Genomic DNA, 25,536 nt, shown 5'->3' with positions numbered 1-25,536 from the left:
TACTTACAGTTTAAATATTATTTTTATAAATTTAATCCAAATCTTTTTAGTTCAATGAAAATCCCTTCCAAGCCTTTTCCCTTTTTTGTTAGCGTATATTCCACGCGAGGGGGAACCTCAGGGTATACCTTTCTTTCTAATATTCCTTGGTCCTCTAGCAACTTAAGTCGGAGGGAAAGTGTTTTCGGGCTAATTCCATCCATTGATTTCAATAGGTCACTAAAGCGCATCGTTCCTTCTATAAGCAGATCACGAATAATCAAAAATGTCCATTTAGTCCCAATCACATCCAGCGTTTTAGCAATGGGACAAGTCTCACCTGGAGTTCCTTTGGTCAACACGACTGGCTCAATCACATTCATCAGAAGCAGCCTCCTAAAATTTCTTTATCTAATTCACCCTATACTACCACAATAGTATCCTTTTAGAAACTTTATATAATAAATATCACTACTTCCATAAATGAAGTTACTGTATATATAATAGCGTTGTGGCTGGATTGAAGAGGTGATCTTAATGAGACTTCTGATACCCATTAAAAATTAATGCTTGATATACACATGCAAGAGAAATTAAATGTTTAATTTACCATTGGTAAATATAGGGGGTAAAAACATGTTAAAAGATAAAAAGATTGTCATTATTGGTGGGAGCTCAGGAATTGGCTTGGAATCTGCGAAACAACTAATAGCCGAAGGTGCTGAAGTAATCATTGCAAGCCGATCTGAAGATAAATTACGGAATGCAAAAGAGCAATTGGGGGCGAAGGCTATAGCTTACATACTAGATACAACACAAGAACAGCAAGTTGTGTCTTTCTTTGAAAAAGTTGGTCCGTTCGATCATCTCGTAGTAAGCGCAGCAGAAACATCCGGTGGCTCATTTCTCCAAACAAGTACAGCTCAAGCTCGACAGTTGTTTGAAAACAAATTTTGGGGGCAGTATTATGCAGCTAAATACGGCGCGTTAAACATTTTACCAAACGGTTCCATTACTTTGTTTTCTGGGGTTGTAGCCTATAAGTCTATGATTGGTTCAGCAAATCTAGGTGCAGTCAATGCAGCTGTTTCAAATCTGGGTCAAACTTTGGCATTAGAACTTGCTCCGATTCGAGTGAATATTATTTCACCAGGTATCATTGATACACCTTCTCGTAATAAAATGTCAGAAGAAGTACGTAATAATTTCTATGCTTCTGTTGAAAACAAACTTCCAGTGAAACGTATAGGGAGGGCTGAAGATGTTGCACAAAGCGTATTATACTTACTAAAAAATAGTTTCGTGACCGGAACCATTCTTCATGTAGAAGGAGGACACATTTTAGCTTAAGTCCGTAACTAAATGAAAAAATGCATAAGGATTTAAGAAATGTTCAGATACTGATACTATTAAAAGGGAAAAGCTTCATTTTCATAAACAAAAGTCTGTGAGATTAAACAAATATAGCCTAGTAACCTTAGGCTTCATTTAAAAGGCAAATTTAATGATGTAGAATAAGAATTGCTTATGACCAAAGAAGTGATAAACAGGTTTTTTCTATTTTGAACAATATCTTGGAATATAGTATGTAATTTTTGGTATAATTACATATAAATATATTAAGGAGTGTACTATATGAAAAAACTACTTATCATAACAAGTTATTTAGGCTTTTTTATATTAGGAGGTTTAACCTTCACCTACCTTTCAACAACAGACGCAGCAAGCAGTTTGAAAAAAATAAATGTTTATCAAGATACGATTCATTACTATGTAGATAAGGTGGAAAAAAAGCCACAAGAGGGTCAATCTGGCTTTATTTATGAAGGAACTACCTATGTTCCGATGCGATTTATTGCTGAATCATTAGGAAAAAATGTGACATGGGATGGCAAATCAAAATCCGTTTATATTGGTGATGTTCCTAAATTCATCTCTTTAAAAGATGTAAAACCTATTGGGAGTGATGAAGATCACTTCTTCCATAACCCGAGCTCTATTGTTATTAGTACTGGAGAAAAGTTTGAACAATCCTATCAACTAGGAGGTTTCCACGGTGGAGGGGCTGTACAAGATCATACAGTTGAATACTTAGTTAATGGAAAGTATAAGACATTTGAAACATCTCTAACGCCTGTTAAAAAGCTAGCAGCGGGCTCATTCGGCATAGGCTATATGAAAATTTACGCGGATAATAAATTGATCTATGATAGTGGATCAATAAAAGAAAAGGTAAAGGTTAATGTTAATTTAGACGGTGCTTCAAAAGTGAAGTTTGAAATGGAAGGCAGTGGCCTTGGTATATTAGACCCTAAATTTACGCAATAAGCTTTAATTTAAAGGCGATGACAAGAATGTGTGTCATCGTCTTATTTAATGGGGTAAATATTGTTTAACATTGATCTTGAACAACTATAGCGACATAATTAAGAGTCCATACATTTTTGTAAATATTTTCACATTTACATATAAAATAGTTGGTATATTTATGGTATAATTTCAAACGTTGTAGTTAAGGAAGAAGAAAAGGGAGAGAAAATCTTATGATAAAAAAGATCATGAAACGTACAAGCGCTATTTTGCTTGGTGCTTCATTGATGCTAACAACGGTTGTACCTGTGATTCATGCGGAGGAGCAGTCACTGCCTCTAACACCGTCAATTAGTGAGTGGGCAATATCAACATTAAATGAGGGTGAAAAATACGGAATCTACCCAATGGAATGGTATTTTGATGGTTTCCTTCAAGAAATTCCGGTAGATAAAGTAAATGAACTACTAGCTTTAACAGAAAAGAAAATTGCATCTCTAGGCTTAGAAGAAAACAAACAATATAAACCAGTGAGTGTGAAGAACGATAACACACGTGGGGATATTGTAAAACGTTTATATAATATTGTAGCGCGCTATGATTTATCTGTGGGTAAAGATCCTATTCAATTTATGAAAGAGCATAATATTTTACAAGGCTCTTCAAACGGATTGCAACTGGAGAACAAGGCAACGACACAACAAGCTGTTATATTAGCTGTGCGTTTCATTCAGAGTACATATGCGCTTGCAGAGCAAGGTTCGAACGGAGTAGCTTGGGTTGTCGAGGATGAGGATACACTTGTATATTTACTAGGTTCTATTCATCTAGGAACACCAGACTTATATCCATTTAATAAAAAGCTAGTAAAGGCATTCAATGAATCGGATGCGCTATTAGTAGAGGCGAATATCTTGGATACGAAAGCACTCGAATACTATGCAGAAAAAGCAATGTATACAGATGGTAAAACACTAAAAGATACGGTTGCACCAGAAACATACGCGAAGCTTGAACAAGTCGCTAAGCTTTACAATCTTCCAATGGAGGAACTGACAGTGCAAAAGCCATGGATGCTTTCTAACGCATTATCAATGCTGGCAATGGACGATTCCTTTGGAATGACACCACAAGAAATGGCAATGCATGGGATTGATATATACTTTTTATTGAACGCACAGTTACAGCAAAAGCCAGTGATTGAATTAGAAGGTACAAGAGCACAGGTTGATATGTTTGAAGCATTATCCCCAGAGGCACAGGAGGAATCATTAGTTGCTGTGTTGGATAATATCATAAATCCATCTGAAGAAAATCAATCCGAAATGCTTCAAGAATGGTTTACAAGCTGGCAGCAAGGGAATGTTGAAGAATTCGCAAAAAGCTTCCAAGCAATGGAGGGTACATCATCTGAGTTCAATGAAATGCTTTTCGGTTTACGTGATGAGCAAATGGCCAAGAAGATCATGAATGTACTGGAAGAGAAAAAAGGGACGTACTTTGTTGTTGTGGGATCAGGACATTTCCTAGTAGATAAAAATATTCGTTATCATTTGGAGAAAAACGGATACAAGGTAAAGCCGTTTTATCAATAAAATTTGAAAAGGCTACCCAAAGCTATGAATTTAGCTAGGGTTGCCTTTTTTTTAGTTGCACCCATAATATCCTAACCCAATGATATAATCTAAAGCTAAAAAACAGAGGGTTTTAGATATCCTATCATAAACACTATTGCTACCTGTTTTTATTGTGAGGTTAATTGAATTACATAACAAGAAAGTTCTAAAAAAGATGAACCATTTCTAATAGTCATTTGTTTATAAAGTAGAACAGTCAGAAAGGAGTGACTCAGATTGACAGAACGAGAATTATTTGATTCATACAATAAGGATGTATACCGTACCTGTTACTACATGCTAAGAAATGCACAAGATGCAGAGGATCTCTGCCATGATGTATTTGTCACCGTGTTCCGTCAGGATTGGAAAAGCATTGAGCATACACGTGCTTGGATTATGCGCATTGCGATGAACCAATGCTTAAACTTGTTAAAAAGAAAGCAGGCTCAATTGAAAAAACAAGGTCAGGTTCAACTTCTCCATGAGCAGAATACGGCATTGGTCAAGTCCGTAGACACTATTGTCATGGAGAAGGTAGCTGGGGAGGAATGGGAGGAATTGCTCAAGCAGCTGCCAGAAAAGCTCATGGCCGTTGTCACCCTTCGTTTTATCGGTGAGTTGTCGTTAGTAGAAATCGCAGAAACGTTAAAAATTCCTGTAGGTACAGTGAAGTCGAGGCTGCATAAAGCATTAAAAATAATGCGCAAAAAACTGGAACAAAACCAAAATCTATGGTTGAAGGGAGAGAATCAATTTGGAACGCACTGAACAGAAGCTGAAAAAATTGATGAAGGCAGATCATAATATGGTCTACCCTGACTTTGAACAAATGTGGAGCTCTATTGAACAAGATGAGTTAAAGATGGCTGAAGGTGAAACGATTGAACAACGCCCCCGCAGAAGAAAGAAATTCGCTTTGGTGGCTGGACTAGCTGTCGCGCTCATGGCCACGCCAGTTTATGCAGCTCTGAATTATGATTGGTCAAACATTCTTTCATATAGAGCTGGTATTCAATCGGCATTAGCACAAGGCTTAGGTCAGACGATTGAGCAATCCATTACGAAGGACGGATTTACGTTAACGGTACACACGGCGTTTATAGATGATAATAGAACTTCTTTACTGTATAGCCTGAAACCTAACACCTCTTGGGATGGAAATGATGTAAGATTTGATCAGATTGGATTAAAAGATTCAGAGGGGAACTTTATTGAGGGAGTGTATTTACAGGATTGGAACGAAGAACTTGGTATGTTCCAAGGTATATTTGAGACAGAATGGGTGGCAAAAGACCAGACGACTAATATTGATTTTACGATAGAAGGAATTCAAATCATCGATGTTGGAAAGCAGTCTATCAACTATGATCCTAACAACTTTAATACTCAAGTCTTACCTATTCACAAGGATGGCATTGATAGTGTAACCTTACATTCCTTTGAACATTCAAAAGGGAAAGTACTACTTCAATCAACGGTTACATTTACAGATCCTGATATGCAGGATAAAGGGATTTTTATAGAGGCTATGAATGTAAAAGATAATTCCATCCAAAAATCTGAAACTTTTAGTTTCCACCCTCCAGGGGAAGTTACAGAGAGATACTTGAGTCAGCAAATATTTAAATCGGATGTGTTACAGGCTGAAGGCGCAAAATTCCAGCTTACTTATGATTACATCACAGAGACCAAAGAGAGTACCTGGAATATTAATATGGACCTATCAAAAAAACACTTGGAAAATGGGTCATTTAAACAAGTACTAAATATTCCATTGGACAATGAAATTGCTGTTGGGGCTAAAATCCATGAAATAAAAGTGACCCCGACTCAAGTACGATTGATTTTTACATCCAAAGATAAAGAGACATACATCCGTGTGCCTTACAATGACTATTACCTTGATGTAGGTGGAACACTATTAAAAGGAAGATTAAATTTAGAAGCAAACAGAACGGAACTTCATTTTGAAATGGTAGGTCTGAATGCTACTGCCTTAGCCAATCAACCTGTAACGCTTGTTGCGAAGGAACGAGTTAATGAGTTCGAAGGGGATAGTCAACCAGTTCGACTGACTAATATATCGGACAAACCTCAAACTAAAACGTCTAGTATTGGTGGATATCCTATCACATGGACATATTATAAGAAAGACAATTACTTCTATGTGGAGTCTTCTAGTACAAATCCATCGTTCGGTGGAGTTGGGCAAACATATTACTTGGATAATAATGAAAGAGTCGGTGGAATACCGCGCATACGCTTGGATCATAATAAAATAATAGACGAGTATGATAATTTCAATAAAAAAGACATTGATATTTATATTTGGAAGTACGCAACTCTCCAACCTGATGAAGAACTCCGTATACCTCTAAGAATAGGAGAATAAGGATGAAAATCACCCCATCTATTTGGACAATCAAAACTCAAATAGATGGGGTTTTTTACTCATTATGTCCATAATTGCTTTACTTACAATAATATTTAATATATAGTTAAGTTAACTTAACTAAATTATTAAATAGGAGAATCATTGTATGCCCTCTATTGAAAAACAAAAGTCCATTGCCTATAAATTGGGTATCGGGATTATTATTTTTTCACTTTCGTTGTGGTTAATTCCAATTATTACACCATTCACACCTATTCCTACGAAAGTAAAAGCAGGTATTATTCCAGGCAGCATCATTGTAGCTGAAATCTTATTTTGGTTGGGCGCTTTACTTGTCGGGAAAGAAGTAGCTAACAAATTTAAAGGCTATCTTAATCCTAAAAAATGGCGTGAAAAAGGTGATACTCAAAAAAATGAAGACTAATCATGTAGCAGAGCAAATTAATCAAACGATTGAAGATATTTGGATTGTTCTTGAGAAAATGGAAAGAGACTATACTAAGTTCAATTTAAATAATCAGCAAGCGGTCCTTTTGGCATTAGTGATTCGTCATCCTTCCATTTCACCATCAGAAATAGCCGAGAAAATGACGATTACCAAAAGTGCCGTGAGCCAGCAGATAGCAAAGCTTGAAAAGGATGGCTATATTATAAAAAAGCAGCATGCCAAGGATAAACGTGGCTTTTCAATTGAATTAGGTGAAAAAGGGTTGCTGTATAAACAGGAAAGTGAAGCTTTTAATCAAGTAATCACTGAGAAATATCAAGCGCAGCTATCGGATGAGGATTTGGCGAATGTGCTAGAGGCACTAGAAATGTTAAAAAAAGCGCTACTGTGAAATTATGTAAATAATTAGATGTTTAACTTATTTAAATGCCTATAGTATCCCTAAACATAAAAGGGGGAATACATATGACAATCTACTTTGTCCAATCGTACACAACCAAACATCATCATAGTCAGTAGTCTTGCTATCTTTATTATTTAATTAATGAATAGGAAAACTTTTTCTCATGTAATCGTATAAATAAAGCTGATTGGGAGCTTTATCGTATACGGTTATTTTATTTGTCAAAAATGAGAGGCAATAGTGATGAAAAAAATGGATTACCAAAATGTACGTGGCACACAAGATTATTTATCTGAGCAGGAGGTTACTCGGCGCACTTTAAAAGACACGCTTATGGCTGTAAGCAGATTGAGACACCTATACTTGATTTTCAATTTAAACGTAAAAGCATGTAGTCATTCATTGGGCTATATGCTTTGATTTTATTTTATGGAAAGGAAATTTTTACTTGCATATTTATGTTAATGTGTATATATTGTATATAAAGTATATATACAATATTTCAAGAAGAGGGATTTGCATGCAAATTATTATTTCGAACAGTTCTAAAGAGCCTATTTATGAGCAGATCTATGCACAGATTAAAAAGCTTATTCTAACAGGGCAATTACAAGAAGGTCAGCCATTACCTTCTATGCGCCAACTTGCAAAAGATTTAGAGATTAGTGTCATTACGACGAAGCGGGCATATGAGGAGCTTGAAAAAAATGGCTATATTTACTCTATTGTTGGGAAAGGCTCATTCATCTCTGAACAAAATTCAGAAATGATGAAGGAAAGAAAAATGAAGGCCATTGAGGAAAAACTGTTGGTGGCGATTCAAAATGCGAAGGAAATGGATATTAGTTTGGCGGAGTTAAAGGCTATGCTTACTTTATTGTATACGGAGGATGAATAAATGGAAAATGTTATTGAATTACAGCATATACAAAAGTCCTTTAATGGTTTTCAAATAAAGGATTTTTCAATCCACGTTAAAAAAGGGTTTGTTACAGGGTTTATTGGAGGAAATGGTGCAGGAAAATCAACGACCATTAAAATGATTATGAATTTATTGCAGCAGGATAGTGGGACTATTTCTATTTTTGGTAAAAATTATGATAAACACGAAAAGGAAATAAAGGAACGTATCGGTTTTGTTTATGATGAGAATATATTTTATGAAAATATCACACTCAAGGATATGAAAAGGATTATTAAACCTGCCTATAAAAGATGGGATGATGAGGCATTTCAGCATTATGTGGAACAGTTTGAGTTGCCCTTGAACAAAAATATGAAGACCTTTTCGAAAGGGATGAAAATGAAGGCATCATTAGCCATCGCGTTAGCACATCACGCTGAGTTAATCATAATGGATGAACCAACATCTGGCCTTGACCCTATTTTTCGCAGAGAATTACTCAATATTTTACATGAGTTAATGCAAGATGAGGACAAAACTATATTTTTCTCCACACATATTACTACAGATTTAGATCGTATCGCAGATTATATAACGTTTATTCATAATGGCGAGCATATTTTTACAAAGGAGTTTTACAAAATTCAAGAGGAATACGCTATTGTTAAAGGAACCTTGGATTTATTAGATCGTGAAACGGAGCAGGAATTCGTCTCCCTTCGTAAAACAAACAGGGGTTTTGAAGCATTAACAACCAATAAACATCGGGTAGTTACTATATTTGGCGATACAGTTGTGATTGAAAAGCCTACGCTTGAAGACATTATGTATTATACAAAGAAAGGATGGTAAGGATATGTTGAATCTTATTCTAAAAGATATATTAATTCAAAAAAACATTCTAGTCATTTACATAGCAACGATTATTCTTTATTTAATGGTCAATGTTCCATCAGTATATATAGTATTTATATATAGTATCGTATTTGTTTTAAGTGCTTTTTCGAATGATGAAAAAGATAATGCTAATATTTTACTCAATTCATTACCTTATACAAGGAGAGAAATTGTTAGTTCAAAATATATTGGAGCTTTAATTTTTACAGGGCTTTTTATGTGTTATACGTATTTGTTCGACTTTCTTTTAAATGGGAAACAGGTAGCTGTATTGTGGAAAGAAATATTGCTGATTATGGGCCTCGTTATGATTGTCATTTCTTTTATTCTGCCGATTTCCTATAAATTTAAAACAAAGTATTTAACTATTGCTATTATGGGGTTATTGGGTGTTTATATGGTGATCATCAATTATTTTGTCCCTAACTTAAATAAACAAATAACAACTGTTGTGCAAAATTTCATGACTGTACAGGAAATACAACTATACCTTATTGTCTCATTACTAATCGTTCTAATATATATAGGCTCATGGATGCTCTCGGTAAGGATATATAAGCGCAAGGCATTTTAAAAGAAAACGGCCGGTCCCATAAAAGGTGGGACTCGAGCCGTTTTTGTCATTTGAAAGCTAACTTCCATACTAGCATGTTGATGAAAAAAAGCACTATGAAATAAATAGTAGGTCCGAATGCCGCTTGACTAACAATTAAATAGTGGAGACCTGCCAGCATAGCTAAAGGGATAAACAATAAAACAGTTTTCCAGCCTTGAGCATCTCCAACCTCATCATATGGTTTGGTAAAAGGTATTTTATTGCTCATCATCAAGAAACAAAATAGTGTATATAACCAGCTTGTCACTAAAACTACTAGTAGATCTGGGATAATTCGAATACCGTAAATATAGCTAAAGACCAAACTTAGTACTAAAAATAGTGGGACATACAATTTGATTAAAAAAGCCTTTAAACTGCCTTTTTGTAAATTCGTATAATCTTTTAATGGAAGTATCTTATAAATCCACGCAGCTTTATATTTAGCCGAATGACCAAGTAAAAGTACTGCAGCTGGAATAATCATCATACTAAAATAAATATTTAAGTAGCTCATACTAGTAGCGTAATCAATCTTTTCGGATCCGCTAAAGGTAAATATAAAAATAAATGGGATAATAAATGAAAAACCTAATGAAGGGTAAACTTTGAGCTTAAACTCTCGTTCTTGTTTCATCATAAGAGAGGCGAAACGAAAGAATGCTCTTTCTTCATGTGTTCTACATAGCATTGCTAATAAATACGTCTTCAGTCGATTGTGCTTCTCTTTTTTTGATTTACTTGTACTTAATAATTTTTGAAGGTTACGTTCAAAGGTTGGAATGAGTTTAATATATAAGCCAATCGAAAGTATCGGTATGATTACGGCAAAGATGCTGTATAGTATTGTTAATAAAGAAGTATCACCATTTAGTAATAAGTCAAAGGGCGCAGCGAACCACATCGGTATTAGGAAGAGACTCCACCAATGAAATGACACTGTCATATCCAAATCAACGAATTCAAAGGATCGAATGAGAACCTGGTAGCCGATCATGAGCATTAACGACAAGGCAATTTGTACATAGTTAATCATATCCTTCAGCTTTTCACCATCAAAGAAGCGTAAAATGGCAATATATAAAATGGCAGTGATCGCTACAATAAACAAATTAATTAATATAATCTCTAGAACGGTTAAAAGGAAAAATACAATTCCTTGCGTAAAAAGGCTGACAAGTAAAGGGATACCTGTTAAGGCAATCGTTAAATAGAATAAGTAAATGAAAATATGCATAAATTTTGCAGCGTTAATGGTTCTAGCAGAAATCGGCTTAGTTGATAGTATACTTTTATCTCGTACATCTAATAGTACTGAGGAAAAGTCAGAAATCAATGAAGTCATAATTAAAAAAATGATCATGGCAAACGCAATGCTCATTTGAAATAGAAAATTTTGACCAAACCCCATGAGTGGAATAAGAATAAGGCCGAATAAAACATAAATCCATAGCGATTTAATATAGCCATATTTTTGATTGTCCTTCTTTTTGTTCTGGTTAAATAGTGTGGGTACTTTACGTTCATCCATCGTTAATTTGATATGAAGAATTTTTCTCATTAGGTCATAATCAATGCCCATTTTTACAAAGAGCCAGCGGAATAAATCAAGCAATTGGAGTGTTTTAAAATCGGTCATGATTGTACTCCTCGAACGATGGATACAAATTTCTCACCAATTTCCTGATGCTCATGAAATCCTGTTAATTGATTAAAGATCCTTTCTAGCGTTCCCTCAGTGTTACCGGCTTGTAGTTGCGCAAATGTACCGTCCGCTGCTATGTTGCCATCATATAGCAGGATGATGCGACTACTGATCTTTTCCACGACATCCATAATATGAGATGAGTAAAATATTGTTTTTCCATTGGCTGCAAGCTGTGTTAAAATCTCTTTAAAAATCATTACACTGTTTGCATCTAAACCATTGATCGGTTCATCTAAAAATAGTAAGTCTGGATTATGTAAAAGACTAGCAATGATTAATAGTTTTTGTCGCATGCCCTTCGAATACGAGGAAATTCTAGAATGGTATGCCTCACCCACTCCAAACAATTCCATGAGCGATTTCGATTTGTTAGCTGCTTCCTCTAGCTCTAGCCCATATAACTGACCGATAAAGGTTAAATATTCATAGCCTGTCAAATTGTCATATACATCCGCAATTTCTGGAACGTAACCAATTCTCCGCTTATAGTCTATTTGATCTTGCCCAATACTTTTGCCAAAGAGCTTAATTTCACCGCCATAATCACCTTCAAGTCCCAAAATAATTTTAACAGTCGTGCTTTTGCCAGCACCATTAGGACCAATATATCCGATAATTTCTCCTCTAGCTGCATGAAGGTTTACACCTTTTAATATTTCCTTATTTCCATAACTTTTCGTTAAATTTGTAATCGTTAAAATGTCTTCCAATTTCGTGCACCTCCATATTATAGAAAAAATATCCATTAATACACTATAACATATAAAAAGAAAATATATTCCTATTGGGAAGGGTCCACTGTTGACCTAATGGTCCATGAAGGAAGGTTAGTGTCTTTTCGTCTAGGCGAATCATTTTTAAATCAATCACTATGTCCCTTATCATGTTAACAGTGTGAAAGACCGTTACCACGTTTGATAAGGTTGACATTTTTAAAATAAGATAGAAAGAAGAACAACCACTATAATAGGAAATTACATGATGAGTGGACCTTTTGAGTTCGCTCTCGTTGTGCAAGAATGAAGCAAGGGGGTCAGGGATTGTTTAATGATTTTAAGATGGTGGATGATCGTCCTGTTTATGTGCAATTGAAGGATTATGTTCAAGACATGATTGTCAAAGGGCATCTGTTAGAACATCAAAAGCTTCCATCTACCCGTGAACTTAGTAAGCTATTAGCAGTTAGCAGAAATACAGTGTTAAATGCATATGCCGAGCTAGAGCAGGATGGCATCATTTATGCAGTGAAGGGAAAAGGCAACTTTGTAGGTAAGGTTACTACTTTGAAAACGTCCACTATCGAACTTGATTGGAAGAATAGGCTTAATACTGCAACTTTGTTAGCTGATGAAATCGATTTAGTACGACAAGATATAAAGTGGCAAAAAGGAATGATCTCCTTTACCAGCATTGCTCCAGAAGAAAAGCTTTTTGATGTAGAAAATTTTAAAAGGGCTTTTCTTACACGGATGTCTCTTGAAGGCGATATTGTGCTGAATTATGGCTATGCAAAAGGGTATAAGCCTTTAATCGATTATCTCCTTCATTATATGGAAATGAAGGGCGTAGATATTTCTAATAAAGATATTTTAATTACTAACGGCTTTACGGAGGGATTAGATATTCTATTATCCTCAATAGCCAAAAAATCTGGACGTGTACTATGTGAAAACCCTACACACCACGCGGCATTGAAGCTTTTTCGTTTACATGGGCTAGATATACATGGCATTGATATGAGAGATGATGGGATTGACATGGGGCAGGTGGAAAAAACGTTAGCCGAAATGGATTATGATTTTGCCTATCTTATTCCGTCCTATCATAATCCAACAGGAATTGTCACTTCTTCTGAGAAGAGGAATGCTATCTTTCAGCTTTTTTCCAACTTTGAAATACCTATTGTAGAAGATGGCTTTAATGAGGAATTAAGGTATTCAAGCTCTCATTTGGCGCCACTCATCGCTTTTAGTGGGTCAGGTAATAACATTGTCTACATTGGCAGCTTTTCTAAAATTCTTTTCCCAGGTTTACGTGTTGGCTGGATTTTAGCAGATAAGGCGTTAATTGCCAGCCTAGAAAGCATGAAAAGAGCGCGAACAATTCATACATCGACATTGGATCAGGCAGTGTTATATCAATATTTACAGGATGGTTATTTTGAAAAATATTTAAAGAAAGCAAGATCCGTTTACAAGAAAAAATATGAGCTTGCTCGTCAAGCCTCTATGCAATATATCCCTTTTTGCAAAATCAGAGGGGATGGAGGACTTCATCTCTTTATTGAACTAGAAGAGGGCATTGATGCTCGCGAATTATTAGAAAAATGTTATGACAAAGGCGTGGTGTTTTATCCAGGAGATGTATTTTACACAAATGGACTTGGTAGAAACACATTTCGCCTAGGGTTTTCACGGTTATCAGAAGAAAATATTGTTCGGGGTATTCAAATTATCGGTGATACATTAAGAAATGATAGAAGGGGTTGAAAAAATGCGAGTTGGCGTAATCATGGGTGGCACCTCCTCTGAAAAGCAGGTCTCGATGATGACAGGGAAGGAAATGGTTGCTCATTTAAATAAACAAAAATACGATGTTGTTGAAATCTTATTGGAAGACCATCAAGAGGTAATAGAAAAAGTGCAAGGTATCGATGTAGCTTTATTAGCATTACACGGTAAGTTTGGGGAGGATGGCACGATTCAAGGTGTGTTAGAAACATTGGGTATCCCTTATACAGGAAGCGGTCTTCTAGCAAGTAGTTTGTGCATGGATAAAAATATGGCCAAAAAAATACTGCGCTATGAAGGGATCGCAACACCAGATTGGATGCATCTCATAAGGGGAGAGGAGCTACCATTACAGGACATAGAGCTGATAGGTTATCCGCTTGTTGTTAAACCAAATGCTGGTGGCTCTAGTGTAGGTGTTCAAATTGTCCATGATCGAAATGCCTTATTGGCAGCTGTTTCAGAGGTATTTAAGTGGGATAACGAAATCATTATTGAGCAGTACATGATTGGTGACGAAATTACATGCCCAATCCTCAATGATAAGCTATTACCAGTCCTCTCAATCAAACATACGGCAGTATTTTTTGATTACCAGGCGAAATATGATGATGCTTCAACAATAGAGGAGCCTGTGGAACTCCCACTTGCTATTCATGACCGTGTGGCAAAGGCTGCGATGACCAGCTATAAGTCTTTAAAATGTAGTGTGTATGCTAGAGTAGATATGTTAATTAAAGAGGGCGTTCCCTATGTGTTGGAGGTTAATACATTACCTGGCATGACCCAAAATAGCCTGCTACCCAAAAGCGCCCTTGCCGCTGGAATAAACTATTCTGCCCTATTAGATAGCATAATTGATAGCTCCTTACAAATTGATAATAGATAAATAGAAAAAACACCTTTTTGTTGTCACATCCAAAAGGTGTTTTGACTATCTTATGATTTTGCTAATTCAATAAAGCCTTCTCCAAAAACATCCCTTACATCATGAATGGCAATAAAGGCATCCTTGTCGACTTCTTTAACTATTTTTTTGAGCTTTACAACTTCTTGCTTACTAATGACGATATATAAAATTTCTTTTTGTTCCTTTGTATAATAGCCATGACCAGAAAGTACCGTAACGCCACGGTTCATGTAAGCAGTTACCTGTCCAGCAATGTCTTCAGGTTTTTTAGAGATGATTGTAATTGCTTTTTTAGGATTAACTCCTTCGATAACGAACTCCATCACCTTTGTACCAACATAAAGCATGATTATCGTTAACATTAATGCCTCTGCACCGATGATAAAATAAGATGAAAAAGCAACGATTAAATCAAAGAATAAAAGTCCATAGCTAATACTCCAACCAAGGTATTTGTTGGTGATTCTAGCTAAAATCGTAGAACCAGCAGTTGTACCTCCAACTCGAATAATTAAACCAATACCGACCCCAGCAAATACTCCACCAAAAATCGTATTAACGATAATTTCATTTGAGGAAATCGACCAAGATTCCGTTAAATGTAAGAATAAAGAATGGAATGAGACGGCAATAATCGTATAAATTGTTGTTTGTCTATTTAGAAATTTATAGCCAACTATTAGTAAAGCTGCATTCATAATAAAGCTGACAATACTCGGAGACCATCCGAAAAGATAATAGGCTATAATCGTTAAACCCGTTACGCCACCTTCACCCAAATCATTCGGAATAACAAATAAGTTAACTGCCAGGGCAAAGAGCAGTGATCCAAGCATAATCATTAAAATATCCATTACGTATTTTTTCATTCACATAACACCACCATATCAAATTAGATTTTTTCTTAAATCCATACTATATCAGGTTTTCACCAAATGATATACTTTTTTTGTAATGTTCATTTAGGATATATCGTCCTTTTTTTACATGTCTTTAGTCTGGAAGACCTTGACTAATTAAAAAAAATATTTATAATAGTCATAACACTTTTTGGGAGGGTTATTAAAAAATGACATATTCAATGAGGCGACGTTGCCCTGATTTAAGCCAATAACTGAATAGGGTCAAAACGGTTTGTGAAGCCAGAGTATACGAGATAGTCTGTCCTTTTTTAATCATCTTCTATCATACAAGAAATAGAATAGCTCACGCCTTTATGTAGAGACATATTCTCTAAATATATTCTAGTTACTTGGATTACAGGCAAATTGTCTGTGATTGGTTGCTTTATCCAATAAGGAGGAATAGATCATGCATATGCTATTATTCTTTTGATACGAGCTTGAACTAAAAGCTCGTATCGGTACCATAGCTATCGATACGAAATGATTCAATTTCGGGAGGTAGTCGTATGGAAAAAGTTTGCTTTGAATTAGATCGCCTAATTGTAAGTTATTTAGATAAAGAGATTTTAAACATTGAAAAATTGGCCATTCACCAATTTGATCGTATCGGTATCGTTGGGAAAAATGGCGCTGGGAAAAGTACATTAATGAAGATACTGGCTAGCAAGATTCAGCCCACAAGTGGGATAGTAAAAAGTCATGTACATTTCGGTTATTTTGAACAAATGGAAGCACCAATGCTCGTAGAGGCGGAGGGACAGTTATTAGGGAAATTAGCTATTCCATCAAATTCTGAGGGACTAAGTGGTGGAGAGCAAACGAGATTAAAGTTAGCTCAATTATTCTCCTATTATAAGGAGGCACTGCTCATTGATGAGCCAACGACACATTTAGATCAAGAGGGTATTTCATTTCTAGTGGATGAATTGCGTTATTACTATGGTGCGCTCGTACTAATTAGCCATGATCGAGCGGTTCTGGATGAATTGGTCACAACAATTTGGGAGATTGATGGGGGCACAGTAAACATTTATTCGGGCAATTATAGTAATTATGCTTGGCAAAAGCAGCTGGAGCGAGATCAACAACGTCAGGCGCATGACTTGTACTTGAAAGAAAGAAGTCGTCTTGAAAAAGCTGCTGAAGATAAAATGAAAAAGGCTGAAAAAATTACCCAAGCAGGTAACATGTCAAAAAGAGAAGCTCATGCAAAACCGAACCTTACGTTTATGACAAAGTCCAAAGGTACAAGTCAAAAAAACGTACAACGGGCAGCCAAGGCAATAGAACAGCGAATAGAGAAGCTTCAGAAAGTAGATGCGGTGCAGGTAGACAGAAAAATAGTTTTTCGAAAATCGAAAGCTTTAGAACTGCACAATAAATTTCCGATTATGGCAGATCAATTCACGTTACACGTTCCGGGAAAAGCACTATTGGAAGAAGTAAACTTCCAAATACCATTGGGTAAAAAAATTGTGCTTACAGGTAGTAATGGTTGCGGAAAGAGTACATTATTACGATATATTGCAACTAATGGGGAGGGATTGACCATTTCTCCTAAGGCTAAAGTCGGCTATTTTAATCAAATGAGCTATCAATTTAAAAGTGAGGAAACAGTTCTCCAATTTTTAAAAAATCGCGCTGATTACGATGAAGGCTTTTTAAGAAATATTTTAAGTTCCATGCAGTTTGTAGGAACTGATATACAAAAGAGTGTGAACTCATTAAGCGGTGGGGAAGCAATACGCCTCCAGCTATGTTATCTGTTTTTGGGAAACTATAATATACTGTTATTGGATGAGCCAACCAACTTCTTAGATATTCAAGCATTAGAAGCGCTAGAGCAATTTATAACGGCTTATGAGGGGACCGTAATCTTCGTGACCCATGATAAAAATTTTATCGAAAATGTAGCTGACATACAATTCACAATAAAGAATAATAAGATATTTTAAATGTAAAGGTGCGATTCTTTCAGCAGAAGAATCGTACTTTTTTTATTGAATTTATGTTCATAAGAAGAGTATATAAAAGCGTAAATATACTATAAAAAGGAATGATGATCGATATTCAAAACAGATATGTCAGCGAAATTTTGAACATTATAGGAATGTATAAGAAAATCATCAATTATTATATAATCTAACCTTCCTCTAACCTAGCAATCGATATACTTGGTCTGTAACTATTGTTACAAATCATTTTCTTGGAGGGATATTTATGAAATTAAGAGCATTAGGGGTAGGAACACTAGCATTAGGGTTATTAACAAGTGGTTTTTCATTTTCTGCATTAGCTTCTTCAAATGATGAGAATGAAAAAGGGGCACAATCAATCAAGGCTGATATGAAGATACTTAAGCCTGGAGAGAAAAAGGAGGTTCATAAAGGCTTGTTAATGAAAAAAACAAAAGTAGATGAAAAAGAATCAGTAAAAGTGAGCGTAAAAACATTTGAACCTGGTAAAATGCCAGCTATTCCTGAGGGTGCTGTGATGATGACAACTACAATAGTTGATGGCGGGGAAAAGGATAAGTAATGAAAAGAAGCTTGTTTTGATTTTTCAAAACAAGCTTCTTACTATGTAAAGGTAAAAGAGACAAGTGTTAGTTAATTTAAATTATTTTAAAAGCTAATTCAAGTAGGCTATTCTAGGACAAAGGAGTAGAACGTGTTTGTTAGAAAATTTATGAAACTAACGGTTCGTTAAAAAAGTCTGATTTTTAAAGGTGGATAGAACGGATGAAACTTTTATTGGTCGAAGATGAGGCTGTCTTATCCAGGATCATCTCTAAAGGGTTAAAGAAATCTGGCTATGCCGTTGATACAGCTTTTGATGGTAAGGAAGCATTAGAATTATTCGAAATCAATGAATATGACCTTATTATATTGGATTTAAACCTACCCAAAATGGATGGCATAGAGGTGTTAGAGCAGATTCGAGTTCAGAACGAGGATGTGAAAATACTTATCCTTTCAGCACGTTCAGCTATTCATGATAAAATAATGGGTCTTGATTGTGGAGCCAATGATTATTTAATAAAGCCCTTTGATTTTCAAGAGTTGGATGCGCGTATACGCAACTTATTAAGGCGGTCTTTTAGTCAAAAAAGTGCCATTATATCTTTTGAAAATATAACACTTGATAGCTCAAAGAAAATAGTTTTAGTGGATGGTGAGATGATACATGTTACCAAAAAGGAATATGCTATTTTAGAATATCTCATGCTACATCAAAATAAAGTAATTAGTTCAGAGGAGTTGATAGAGCATGTATGGGACAGTGAAACGGATTTATTTTCAAATTCACTCAAGTTCCATATCCATTCATTACGGAAAAAAATAGCAGATGTTTTGGGGGAAATAGAAGTGATTCAGACAATCCGAGGACAAGGTTATATCATTACAGAAAATGATAGAGGTTCCCATGAATAACTTATCATTAAGAATGAGACTAACACTTTTAACTGGCTGTATTTTTATAGTGGTTACCATTTTACTAACGCTATTATCGATTTATAGTGCTGAAGAGAAAATCGTTCAACCTATTACGTCATCGCTACTCAATCAAGAAAATAGTCTTCACAAGGAAATCATGGATGAGTCGGCAGTAGAAACCAAGATGAATCAGGATATCGTTGCTCAGATAAAGATTACGGATGTAAGAGAGGCGAAAAAGAAATTTATCAATCAGAGTGTCATTTGGATGTTAATTATTATTGTAGCAGGGATAGCTTCGATTTATGTAGTGGCTGGTCGGGCTTTAAAGCCAGTTCATGATCTTAGGCAAAAAATCGGAAATATAAGCGAACATAATTTATCTCAACGTATTGAACATATTTCTACTAAAGATGAAATGGGGGATCTTACAGTTTCATTTAATCACATGCTAGATCGCTTGGAAAAATCGTTTCTGTACCAAAAGGGCTTTGCCGCAAATGCAGCACATGAATTGAGAACGCCACTAACAACAATGATGGCAGGTATCCAGGTTTTAAAACTAGAAAAATCTCCGACAGTAGAAGATTATAAGGAAACGCTAGAGGTGACAGAGGAAGGTACACAAAGGCTCATCCAAGTGGTAAATGATCTTTTAGCATTAGCCTATGAACAAACGGAACATTTTACAGATGATATTGAGCTTAGAACAATGCTTGACACGATTACACAGGAATTACAGCCTTTATGTTTAGAAAAAAACATTACTATTTCTGTCAATATTGATGTTGAAACAATAAAGGGAAATCAAACATTACTCTATAGAGTTTTTTATAATATGATTGAAAATGCAATTAAGTACAATCATAAAAATGGAATGATTGAAGTTCGAGGGCGTGTTAAAAATGGAGCTACTCATATTTCAATTGAAGATTCAGGAATAGGGATACCAAAAGATCAGCTACATTATATTTTTGAGCCATTTTACCGTGTCGATCATTCCCGAGCTCGTGAGTTAGGTGGTTCGGGGTTAGGTTTATCTATTGTAAGAACAATCGTTGAAAAACATCAAGGTAAAATAAATGTTAACAGTACATTGAATGTCGGTACAAGATTTGAGGTCATTTTACCATTGTAAAGGTGCGATTCTACCATGAGGGGAATCGCATTTTTTATTAAAAGAGAGGGAAGAGGGGAAATTTGGCGAATGTAATAGATATACATGATAAAAAGGGTGATGATTGATGATGAGTACGGATGTGACGACTAAATTAAAAATCAAACAGCCAGCTTATAAAGTTTTTGAAGCCATTATTTCTCCTACTGAAATCGGGCATTATTGGTTCTCTAGTAGCTCTGAAAGATGGACAGAGGTGAAGAGGATTACGCTTACATATGATGAGTATCATGCGGAGGGTGCAATCACAGTACTGGAGATGGAGGCTAATGAAAAAGTTATGTTTGCATGGGGCGAAGAGCATGGTGAAGTGACGATAGTTACCATCGCTCTCGAAGAATCTCAAGGCGAGACTATTATTACTGTAGTAGAGTCGGGGTTTAATGCGCATGACCCTGAAATTATGGCAAAAATGATGGGACAAAAAGAGGGATGGGTTTATACGTTAACATGTCTTAAAGGATATTTAGAGAGTGGAGTAAGTACTTTAAGAGCTTCATTAATTCATTAGAGTAGTATGATTTGATGACCTATTTTTGAGTTAATTTTTTGGATAAACGAATTTTTTCATTTTGTACCATTTTGATTGCTGTTATTTAGTCCGACGATTATTTCTAATGTAATGCTTCAACATAGTACAATAATTGATACTCATTATTACATTCAATACATGGCTAATTTATCGAGTGTTTATCTAAGTTTAATTTTTGGGCTACATTAGCATTTGTTTTATTTCTCGAGAAGAATCGATGACTAAATGCACCAGTACTTTGCTAGACGTTATTTTCTTTCTACCTTCGGGGGTGAGAATTGACGTTACGGCTACAACCCATGGAGCTAGTCATGAAAAGGCTTGATAAAAAAGGACTCTCTACTTTGAACCCAACTTAGGCGTTTCGTCTGTATAGTTGTGGAAGTCATGCCACCGGAAGCTATAAATAGAGCAATTGCGCTCCGATTAAATAATTCATCCACAGCAATAAGGACTGGTTATTGGGAGCAGCAGAATAAAGGAGGGATCGATATGAAAAAGTGGTATTGGATAACTGGTGGCCTTTTAGTTTGTGCAGGGTTTGTCATAGGTATAGTATTTTGGAAATTTCAAAAAGAGATGAAGAAGGATGACCCAGAATATATTGTTCAATTTATAAAGGAACATAGAGCTGATAAAAATGTTTCCGTAGCCATTCAACACAATCAGCAGTATTGGGTGGAACTAAACACCATGGAACAGCTACCATTAGCCAGTACAGTTAAAATCATCGTAGCTATCGCATATGCTCAACAAGCCGCAGATGGACATATTAATCCTCAGCAACAAGTTCGCTTAAGGGAAATAGAGACATTTTATATCCCTAAAACAGATGGAGGCGCCCATGAAGCGTGGCTAGCGCAGTTAAACCTCAATGGCAAGGAAAGTGTACCGCTGAGCGAGGTTGCGAATGGAATGATTACTTATAGTTCTAATGCCAATACAGATTATTTAATGCATGTACTAGGGCTTCAAAATATCAATGAGGTTCTCACTCAACTGGGTGTAAAAGGTCATGAACCTCTCTATCCAATCACAAGTGCTCTCTATATCCCTATCCAACTACGAGATGAAAAGAGCCTAACGGAAAAAGAAACACTAACAGCCTTAAAAGATATGGGGATGGCTGAATATCGAGAAAGGGCATGGGCTATTCACAAAAATTGGCTAGAAGAACCTTTAACAAAAGAGCAGAAAGCTCAGGCCATAAAAATGCTCAATATGGATGTTCAAAGGGTATGGTCTGATCGTTTAATAAGGGCTTCAACAAGTGATTACATATCTATTTTAGAAAAATTGAACAGTAAAAATTACTTTACTGAAGATGTACATAAATATTTAGATCCTGTAATGGAACAGTTGATGCAAAATCCGAAAAATCAAGAATGGCTTACACACGCAGGTCAAAAAGGAGGGTCAACAGCCTTCGTATTGACACTAGCTGCCTATGCGAAGGATAAGGAAGGGAATCAGACGGAGATAGCCTTTTTTGCTAACGATTTAAATACAATGGAACAAATTAAACTATCTACTAGTATGAATAGTTTTCAATTAAAATTTCTTACAGATGAAAAATTTAGGATGCGTCTTCAAAGTGAATTATCTGAGTGATGCATTGCCTCTAAAATCATCTATGGTCATCAAGCAATCTTTCAAGACAATCTGAGAATGTAGGATCATGTCATTCAAATAAGCCATAACACAGGATGGGAAGCCCCCCATCCCTTTTTTTATAATAATATCCAAAGAGCGTCCTTATAGCCGAGGTAGCTAGAATTCGTACATTCCTTCAACCGTCTGCATACTATACATTAATAATATGTGAGAGGATTGAGATGGATGCATTACCCTTATTATCATAATTACCCCGTTTATAATTACGGCTATCACCCTGTTTATTGGGCTTATCCAGCACAGCAACAAGGGAACAGAAGTAATATGCGGACAGATTATGGACCAGAGCCATTCGTTGTAGACATTGAGGAGGTAGCGAAGCATAATAAAAATTTCCGTACTGCATTGTGGACAGGGTCCAACTTACAAGTAACTGTGATGAGCATCGATGTAGGAGATGATATTGGCTTAGAGGTGCATCCTCATGTTGATCAGTTCATTTGTATTGAAGAGGGTAAAGGAGTTGCCCAAATGGGACCGACGAAGGATTATTTAAACTTTCAAAGAAATGTTTCTGAAGATACAGCCATCATGGTACCCGCAGGGACATGGCATAATATTATAAATATAGGAAATGAACCATTAAAGCTTTACACGATTTATGCGCCACCCAACCATCCATTTGGGACTATTCATGTGACGAAGGCAGATGCAGTGGCTAAAGAAGCGGGCTATGGTCAAAATAACTAAAAGATAAAAAGCGTGTTTTATTAAACATGCTTTTTTTCGATATATGGTAGAATGTTTTTTAATTGCAGATAATAAAGGTCCTTATTTAATGAAAGAAGGTAATGAATGATGAAATATTCAAAAGCAACAAACTATGCGTTACATACAATGGTGTTTTTGACGAATATGCCTAAAGGTAAATCAATGAATGTCGAGACGCTAGCAGACATGCAGAAACTATCCCCAACCTATCTTTCGAAAATTTTAACAAAGCTTGTAAAGGCTGGTTTAATTGAATCGAATCCAGGTGTTAATGGAGGGTATCGTATTTCTAAGCGACCTCAAGAAATTTCCTTTTTAGATGTGATTTACGCTATCGAAGGACAAACCACATTATTTAGTTGTTCCTCTGATCATGAGGATTCCTTTCATAACGAAGGTTGTCTCATTGAACAAGTAATGGTGGATGCTGAGAATAACATGAAAGAAGAGCTAAGTAAGAAATTTATTATTGATATAGCCCATGAAATCGATAAAAAATGAGGTAGGCGGATAGAAGGTTGAGACTGGCGGATAGGAACTAGGGGGACCCTAGTTCTGTTATTATTTCAATTGCATAAGGGCCCCGAAGTATTGCTGTGCGGTGGTGAAGCAAATAAATGCCAGTAGTTCACTGATTTCTGCATCTGTTAAATATTCCTTTAAGAGAGCAGTGATATAGGGTGCAGTATGACCCTTAGTGACTAAGAATGCTTCAGCAAAACCTGTGCAAACAGTTGTTTTCTCATCGTAATGCTGAGGGTCTGGTAGACCTTTTGCCTGACAGTACTGACAACCATTTTTTTGTGCCAATGTTTTTCGGACCTCTTCTTTCAAATGTGCAGATAAATGACCGTCCTTTTCGACTGCTTTCCCAAGTTGTAACCAGTGCGACTGTATGTCCTCGTTATAGCCTAATAGTTGTTGAAATGGTGTTAATCCCTTGTTATATAAATGAATTAGTGTCATTAGTCTTCCCTCCTTTTAATTAGTGTAAAATATGAATAACGTAGTTAATATGCGAAATAGAAGGGAAATGTTTTCTTTCTCTTTTAAAATGAAGGGAATTTTCTATAATGGATTTCATTAACGAAAGAATACTAGAAGAATTGAAAAAAGACAGTCGAATTTCTATGAGTGAATTAGGCAGAAGAGTACACTTATCGGCACCTGCAGTTCGTGAAAGAGTACGGCATTTAGAGGAGCAGCAAATTATAAGGAACTATACGTTGGACATTAATACAAAGGCGCTAGGCTTTCCTATTGAAGCTTTAATTGAGGCAACAATTAAAAATAATCGCTATATAGATTTTAAAGAGCATATCCAGACATTTACAAACGTAGAGTTTTGCTATCGAATATCGGGAGAGACTTGTTTCTTATTAAAGGCTCATTTTCAATCTTTTCCTGATGTAGAGCAGTTTATTGATGATTTACAGCGATATGCACATACAAAAAGCAATTTTATTTTTTCTGATATATGTGAGGACAAATAAAATAGGAGATTTTTATGGAAATCAAATTATTTACGGGTGAAGTAGATGCATGAGTCCATTTACTAACTCAAAATATTTGGATGTACCACACAAATCAGCACATAAAAGAGAGACAGTTCGGGCAGCATTTGTAGAGGGCTATTATGGGAATGATCGTGAAACCCATTGGATACTGGAAAATGGAAAAAGGATAGGGATTATCTTTATTCATGATATCAGTGATACCATCCCACTGTTTGATATCCGTCTAGATGAAAATTGTAGGGAAAAGGATATGGCGTAAGGGCACTTCGATGGTTACAAGAGTATCTATTTGAGGTAAAGGGTAAAATTCGTATTGAGGGCTATACAAGGGTTGATAATATAGGGATGCGGAGATGTTTTAGCAAAGCCGGTTTTGTGAAGGAAGGCTATTTACGAAATGCTTGGGAAAATGAAGATGGTACAGTGACTGATAGTATTGTCTATGGCGCAATTAAAGAAGATTGGATTTTAGGAAATCTAACGCCTATAAGCATAGATGACGTTCCATTTTAAGGAGACTAGTATGAAGATAAATGTACTAAATGCTTTAAGGCAAGCTTGGTCAGCTCAATCAAGTTCTAAATGGCGTATTGGGAACCCTGCAAAAGGACAATGTGGTGTTACTTCTCTAGTGGTACAAGATATTCTCGGCGGGGAAATTAGGAAAACACGTTTGGATGAAGGCTGGCACTTTTATAATGTAATCAATGGAGAGAGAATGGATTTTACGGAGGAGCAGTTTTCATCAAAAATTGATTATCAAGATATTGATTCAAATAGAGCGGAGGCTTATCTAGATACGAATCGTGCTCAATATAGCTATTTAAAATCACAAGTTAATAGACATTTAGAAAGGGCAGAGGGATAGATTCCTCTGCCTTTTCTAAATTTTAAAAACAAAGGTG

The 25,536-nt window shown here is 35.8% G+C and carries 29 protein-coding genes; 24 read left to right on the top strand and 5 right to left on the bottom strand.

Annotated elements, in window-relative coordinates:
- Positions 1–23: 23 nt before the first annotated feature.
- On the bottom strand, positions 24–362 hold the full coding sequence (locus tag ACOZBY_RS15840; protein ID WP_012296009.1) for a winged helix-turn-helix transcriptional regulator: 339 nt from the start codon (positions 360–362) through the stop codon (positions 24–26).
- Positions 363–615: 253 nt separating this feature from the next.
- Between ACOZBY_RS15840 and ACOZBY_RS15835 the strand changes: the two genes are divergently transcribed.
- The 10 genes from ACOZBY_RS15835 to ACOZBY_RS15790 all read left to right on the top strand — a co-directional run bounded on the left by ACOZBY_RS15835 (position 616) and on the right by ACOZBY_RS15790 (position 9,529).
- Positions 616–1,329: an SDR family oxidoreductase gene (locus ACOZBY_RS15835; protein WP_031416686.1), complete on the top strand. Its 714-nt coding sequence runs from the start codon at positions 616–618 to the stop codon at positions 1,327–1,329.
- 285 nt (positions 1,330–1,614) lie between these two features.
- Positions 1,615–2,307, top strand: coding sequence for a stalk domain-containing protein (locus ACOZBY_RS15830; RefSeq protein WP_012296007.1), 693 nt, complete (start codon positions 1,615–1,617; stop codon positions 2,305–2,307).
- 215 nt (positions 2,308–2,522) lie between these two features.
- Positions 2,523–3,884: a TraB/GumN family protein gene (locus ACOZBY_RS15825; RefSeq protein WP_012296006.1), complete on the top strand. Its 1,362-nt coding sequence runs from the start codon at positions 2,523–2,525 to the stop codon at positions 3,882–3,884.
- 258 nt (positions 3,885–4,142) lie between these two features.
- On the top strand, positions 4,143–4,676 hold the full coding sequence (locus ACOZBY_RS15820; protein WP_422762544.1) for an RNA polymerase sigma factor: 534 nt from the start codon (positions 4,143–4,145) through the stop codon (positions 4,674–4,676).
- Complete coding sequence (locus tag ACOZBY_RS15815; RefSeq protein WP_012296004.1) at positions 4,663–6,300, top strand: DUF4179 domain-containing protein; 1,638 nt, start codon at positions 4,663–4,665, stop codon at positions 6,298–6,300. The genes ACOZBY_RS15820 and ACOZBY_RS15815 overlap by 14 nt, the downstream gene beginning before the upstream one ends.
- Positions 6,301–6,448: 148 nt before the next feature.
- Positions 6,449–6,727, top strand: coding sequence for a transporter suffix domain-containing protein (locus ACOZBY_RS15810; protein WP_012296003.1), 279 nt, complete (start codon positions 6,449–6,451; stop codon positions 6,725–6,727).
- Positions 6,717–7,142, top strand: a complete 426-nt coding sequence (locus ACOZBY_RS15805) for a MarR family winged helix-turn-helix transcriptional regulator (RefSeq protein ID WP_012296002.1) — start codon at positions 6,717–6,719, stop codon at positions 7,140–7,142. The genes ACOZBY_RS15810 and ACOZBY_RS15805 overlap by 11 nt, the downstream gene beginning before the upstream one ends.
- Before the next feature lie 532 nt (positions 7,143–7,674).
- On the top strand, positions 7,675–8,052 hold the full coding sequence (locus tag ACOZBY_RS15800; RefSeq protein ID WP_031416681.1) for a GntR family transcriptional regulator: 378 nt from the start codon (positions 7,675–7,677) through the stop codon (positions 8,050–8,052).
- Complete coding sequence (locus ACOZBY_RS15795) at positions 8,053–8,910, top strand: ABC transporter ATP-binding protein (RefSeq protein WP_197150561.1); 858 nt, start codon at positions 8,053–8,055, stop codon at positions 8,908–8,910.
- A gap of 4 nt (positions 8,911–8,914) precedes the next feature.
- Positions 8,915–9,529, top strand: a complete 615-nt coding sequence (locus ACOZBY_RS15790; RefSeq protein WP_031416679.1) for an ABC-2 transporter permease — start codon at positions 8,915–8,917, stop codon at positions 9,527–9,529.
- A gap of 46 nt (positions 9,530–9,575) precedes the next feature.
- Here the strand turns inward: ACOZBY_RS15790 and ACOZBY_RS15785 are convergent, their stop codons facing one another.
- Together ACOZBY_RS15785 and ACOZBY_RS15780 are read right to left on the bottom strand one after the other, a co-directional pair.
- Positions 9,576–11,189: a hypothetical protein gene (locus ACOZBY_RS15785; RefSeq protein WP_416277814.1), complete on the bottom strand. Its 1,614-nt coding sequence runs from the start codon at positions 11,187–11,189 to the stop codon at positions 9,576–9,578.
- Positions 11,186–11,968, bottom strand: a complete 783-nt coding sequence (locus tag ACOZBY_RS15780; RefSeq protein WP_031416677.1) for an ABC transporter ATP-binding protein — start codon at positions 11,966–11,968, stop codon at positions 11,186–11,188. The genes ACOZBY_RS15785 and ACOZBY_RS15780 overlap by 4 nt, the downstream gene beginning before the upstream one ends.
- 309 nt (positions 11,969–12,277) lie before the next feature.
- Between ACOZBY_RS15780 and ACOZBY_RS15775 the strand changes: the two genes are divergently transcribed.
- Complete coding sequence (locus ACOZBY_RS15775; protein WP_422762543.1) at positions 12,278–13,747, top strand: PLP-dependent aminotransferase family protein; 1,470 nt, start codon at positions 12,278–12,280, stop codon at positions 13,745–13,747.
- A 4-nt stretch (positions 13,748–13,751) separates the two neighbouring features.
- On the top strand, positions 13,752–14,657 hold the full coding sequence (locus ACOZBY_RS15770) for a D-alanine--D-alanine ligase (protein ID WP_422762542.1): 906 nt from the start codon (positions 13,752–13,754) through the stop codon (positions 14,655–14,657).
- Positions 14,658–14,707: 50 nt separating this feature from the next.
- Here the strand turns inward: ACOZBY_RS15770 and ACOZBY_RS15765 are convergent, their stop codons facing one another.
- On the bottom strand, positions 14,708–15,547 hold the full coding sequence (locus tag ACOZBY_RS15765; protein ID WP_012295994.1) for a YitT family protein: 840 nt from the start codon (positions 15,545–15,547) through the stop codon (positions 14,708–14,710).
- Between the two features lie 542 nt (positions 15,548–16,089).
- Between ACOZBY_RS15765 and ACOZBY_RS15760 the strand changes: the two genes are divergently transcribed.
- From ACOZBY_RS15760 to ACOZBY_RS15725, 8 genes are all read left to right on the top strand, one after another.
- Complete coding sequence (locus ACOZBY_RS15760; RefSeq protein ID WP_422762541.1) at positions 16,090–17,538, top strand: Msr family ABC-F type ribosomal protection protein; 1,449 nt, start codon at positions 16,090–16,092, stop codon at positions 17,536–17,538.
- Between the two features lie 265 nt (positions 17,539–17,803).
- Positions 17,804–18,121, top strand: a complete 318-nt coding sequence (locus ACOZBY_RS15755) for a hypothetical protein (protein ID WP_012295992.1) — start codon at positions 17,804–17,806, stop codon at positions 18,119–18,121.
- Between the two features lie 203 nt (positions 18,122–18,324).
- Positions 18,325–19,017 (top strand): response regulator transcription factor, encoded by a 693-nt coding sequence (locus ACOZBY_RS15750; protein WP_012295991.1) that lies wholly within the window; start codon positions 18,325–18,327, stop codon positions 19,015–19,017.
- Positions 19,010–20,158: a sensor histidine kinase gene (locus ACOZBY_RS15745; RefSeq protein ID WP_031416667.1), complete on the top strand. Its 1,149-nt coding sequence runs from the start codon at positions 19,010–19,012 to the stop codon at positions 20,156–20,158. The genes ACOZBY_RS15750 and ACOZBY_RS15745 overlap by 8 nt, the downstream gene beginning before the upstream one ends.
- Before the next feature lie 106 nt (positions 20,159–20,264).
- A complete protein-coding gene (locus tag ACOZBY_RS15740; RefSeq protein WP_416277819.1) occupies positions 20,265–20,708 on the top strand; it encodes an SRPBCC domain-containing protein in 444 nt (147 codons plus the stop codon).
- 513 nt (positions 20,709–21,221) lie between these two features.
- A complete protein-coding gene (locus ACOZBY_RS15735) occupies positions 21,222–22,340 on the top strand; it encodes a serine hydrolase (protein ID WP_422762540.1) in 1,119 nt (372 codons plus the stop codon).
- Positions 22,341–22,568: 228 nt separating this feature from the next.
- On the top strand, positions 22,569–23,093 hold the full coding sequence (locus ACOZBY_RS15730; protein WP_031416663.1) for a cupin domain-containing protein: 525 nt from the start codon (positions 22,569–22,571) through the stop codon (positions 23,091–23,093).
- 105 nt (positions 23,094–23,198) lie between these two features.
- Positions 23,199–23,615: an Rrf2 family transcriptional regulator gene (locus ACOZBY_RS15725; protein WP_012295985.1), complete on the top strand. Its 417-nt coding sequence runs from the start codon at positions 23,199–23,201 to the stop codon at positions 23,613–23,615.
- Positions 23,616–23,675: 60 nt separating this feature from the next.
- Here ACOZBY_RS15725 and ACOZBY_RS15720 read toward each other — a convergent pair whose 3' ends face one another.
- The gene (locus tag ACOZBY_RS15720; RefSeq protein ID WP_036214601.1) at positions 23,676–24,080 is read right to left on the bottom strand and encodes an alkylhydroperoxidase; all 405 of its coding nucleotides are present in this window, start codon (positions 24,078–24,080) and stop codon (positions 23,676–23,678) included.
- A gap of 107 nt (positions 24,081–24,187) precedes the next feature.
- Between ACOZBY_RS15720 and ACOZBY_RS15715 the strand changes: the two genes are divergently transcribed.
- The 4 genes from ACOZBY_RS15715 (at position 24,188) to ACOZBY_RS15700 (ending at position 25,499) form a co-directional block, all read left to right on the top strand.
- Positions 24,188–24,607 (top strand): Lrp/AsnC family transcriptional regulator, encoded by a 420-nt coding sequence (locus ACOZBY_RS15715; protein ID WP_036214604.1) that lies wholly within the window; start codon positions 24,188–24,190, stop codon positions 24,605–24,607.
- Between the two features lie 49 nt (positions 24,608–24,656).
- Entirely contained in the window at positions 24,657–24,890 is a 234-nt protein-coding gene (locus ACOZBY_RS15710; RefSeq protein ID WP_422762539.1) for a hypothetical protein, read from the top strand.
- Between the two features lie 86 nt (positions 24,891–24,976).
- Positions 24,977–25,144, top strand: coding sequence for a hypothetical protein (locus ACOZBY_RS15705; RefSeq protein WP_422762538.1), 168 nt, complete (start codon positions 24,977–24,979; stop codon positions 25,142–25,144).
- Between the two features lie 10 nt (positions 25,145–25,154).
- Positions 25,155–25,499 (top strand): YunG family protein, encoded by a 345-nt coding sequence (locus ACOZBY_RS15700; RefSeq protein ID WP_012295981.1) that lies wholly within the window; start codon positions 25,155–25,157, stop codon positions 25,497–25,499.
- Positions 25,500–25,536: the final 37 nt, after the last annotated feature.

The organism is Lysinibacillus sp. NPDC056220 (genome assembly GCF_049315265.1).
Taxonomy (GTDB): Bacteria; Bacillota; Bacilli; order Bacillales_A; family Planococcaceae; genus Lysinibacillus; species Lysinibacillus pinottii.
This window is presented reverse-complemented; position numbering and strand designations above follow the sequence as displayed.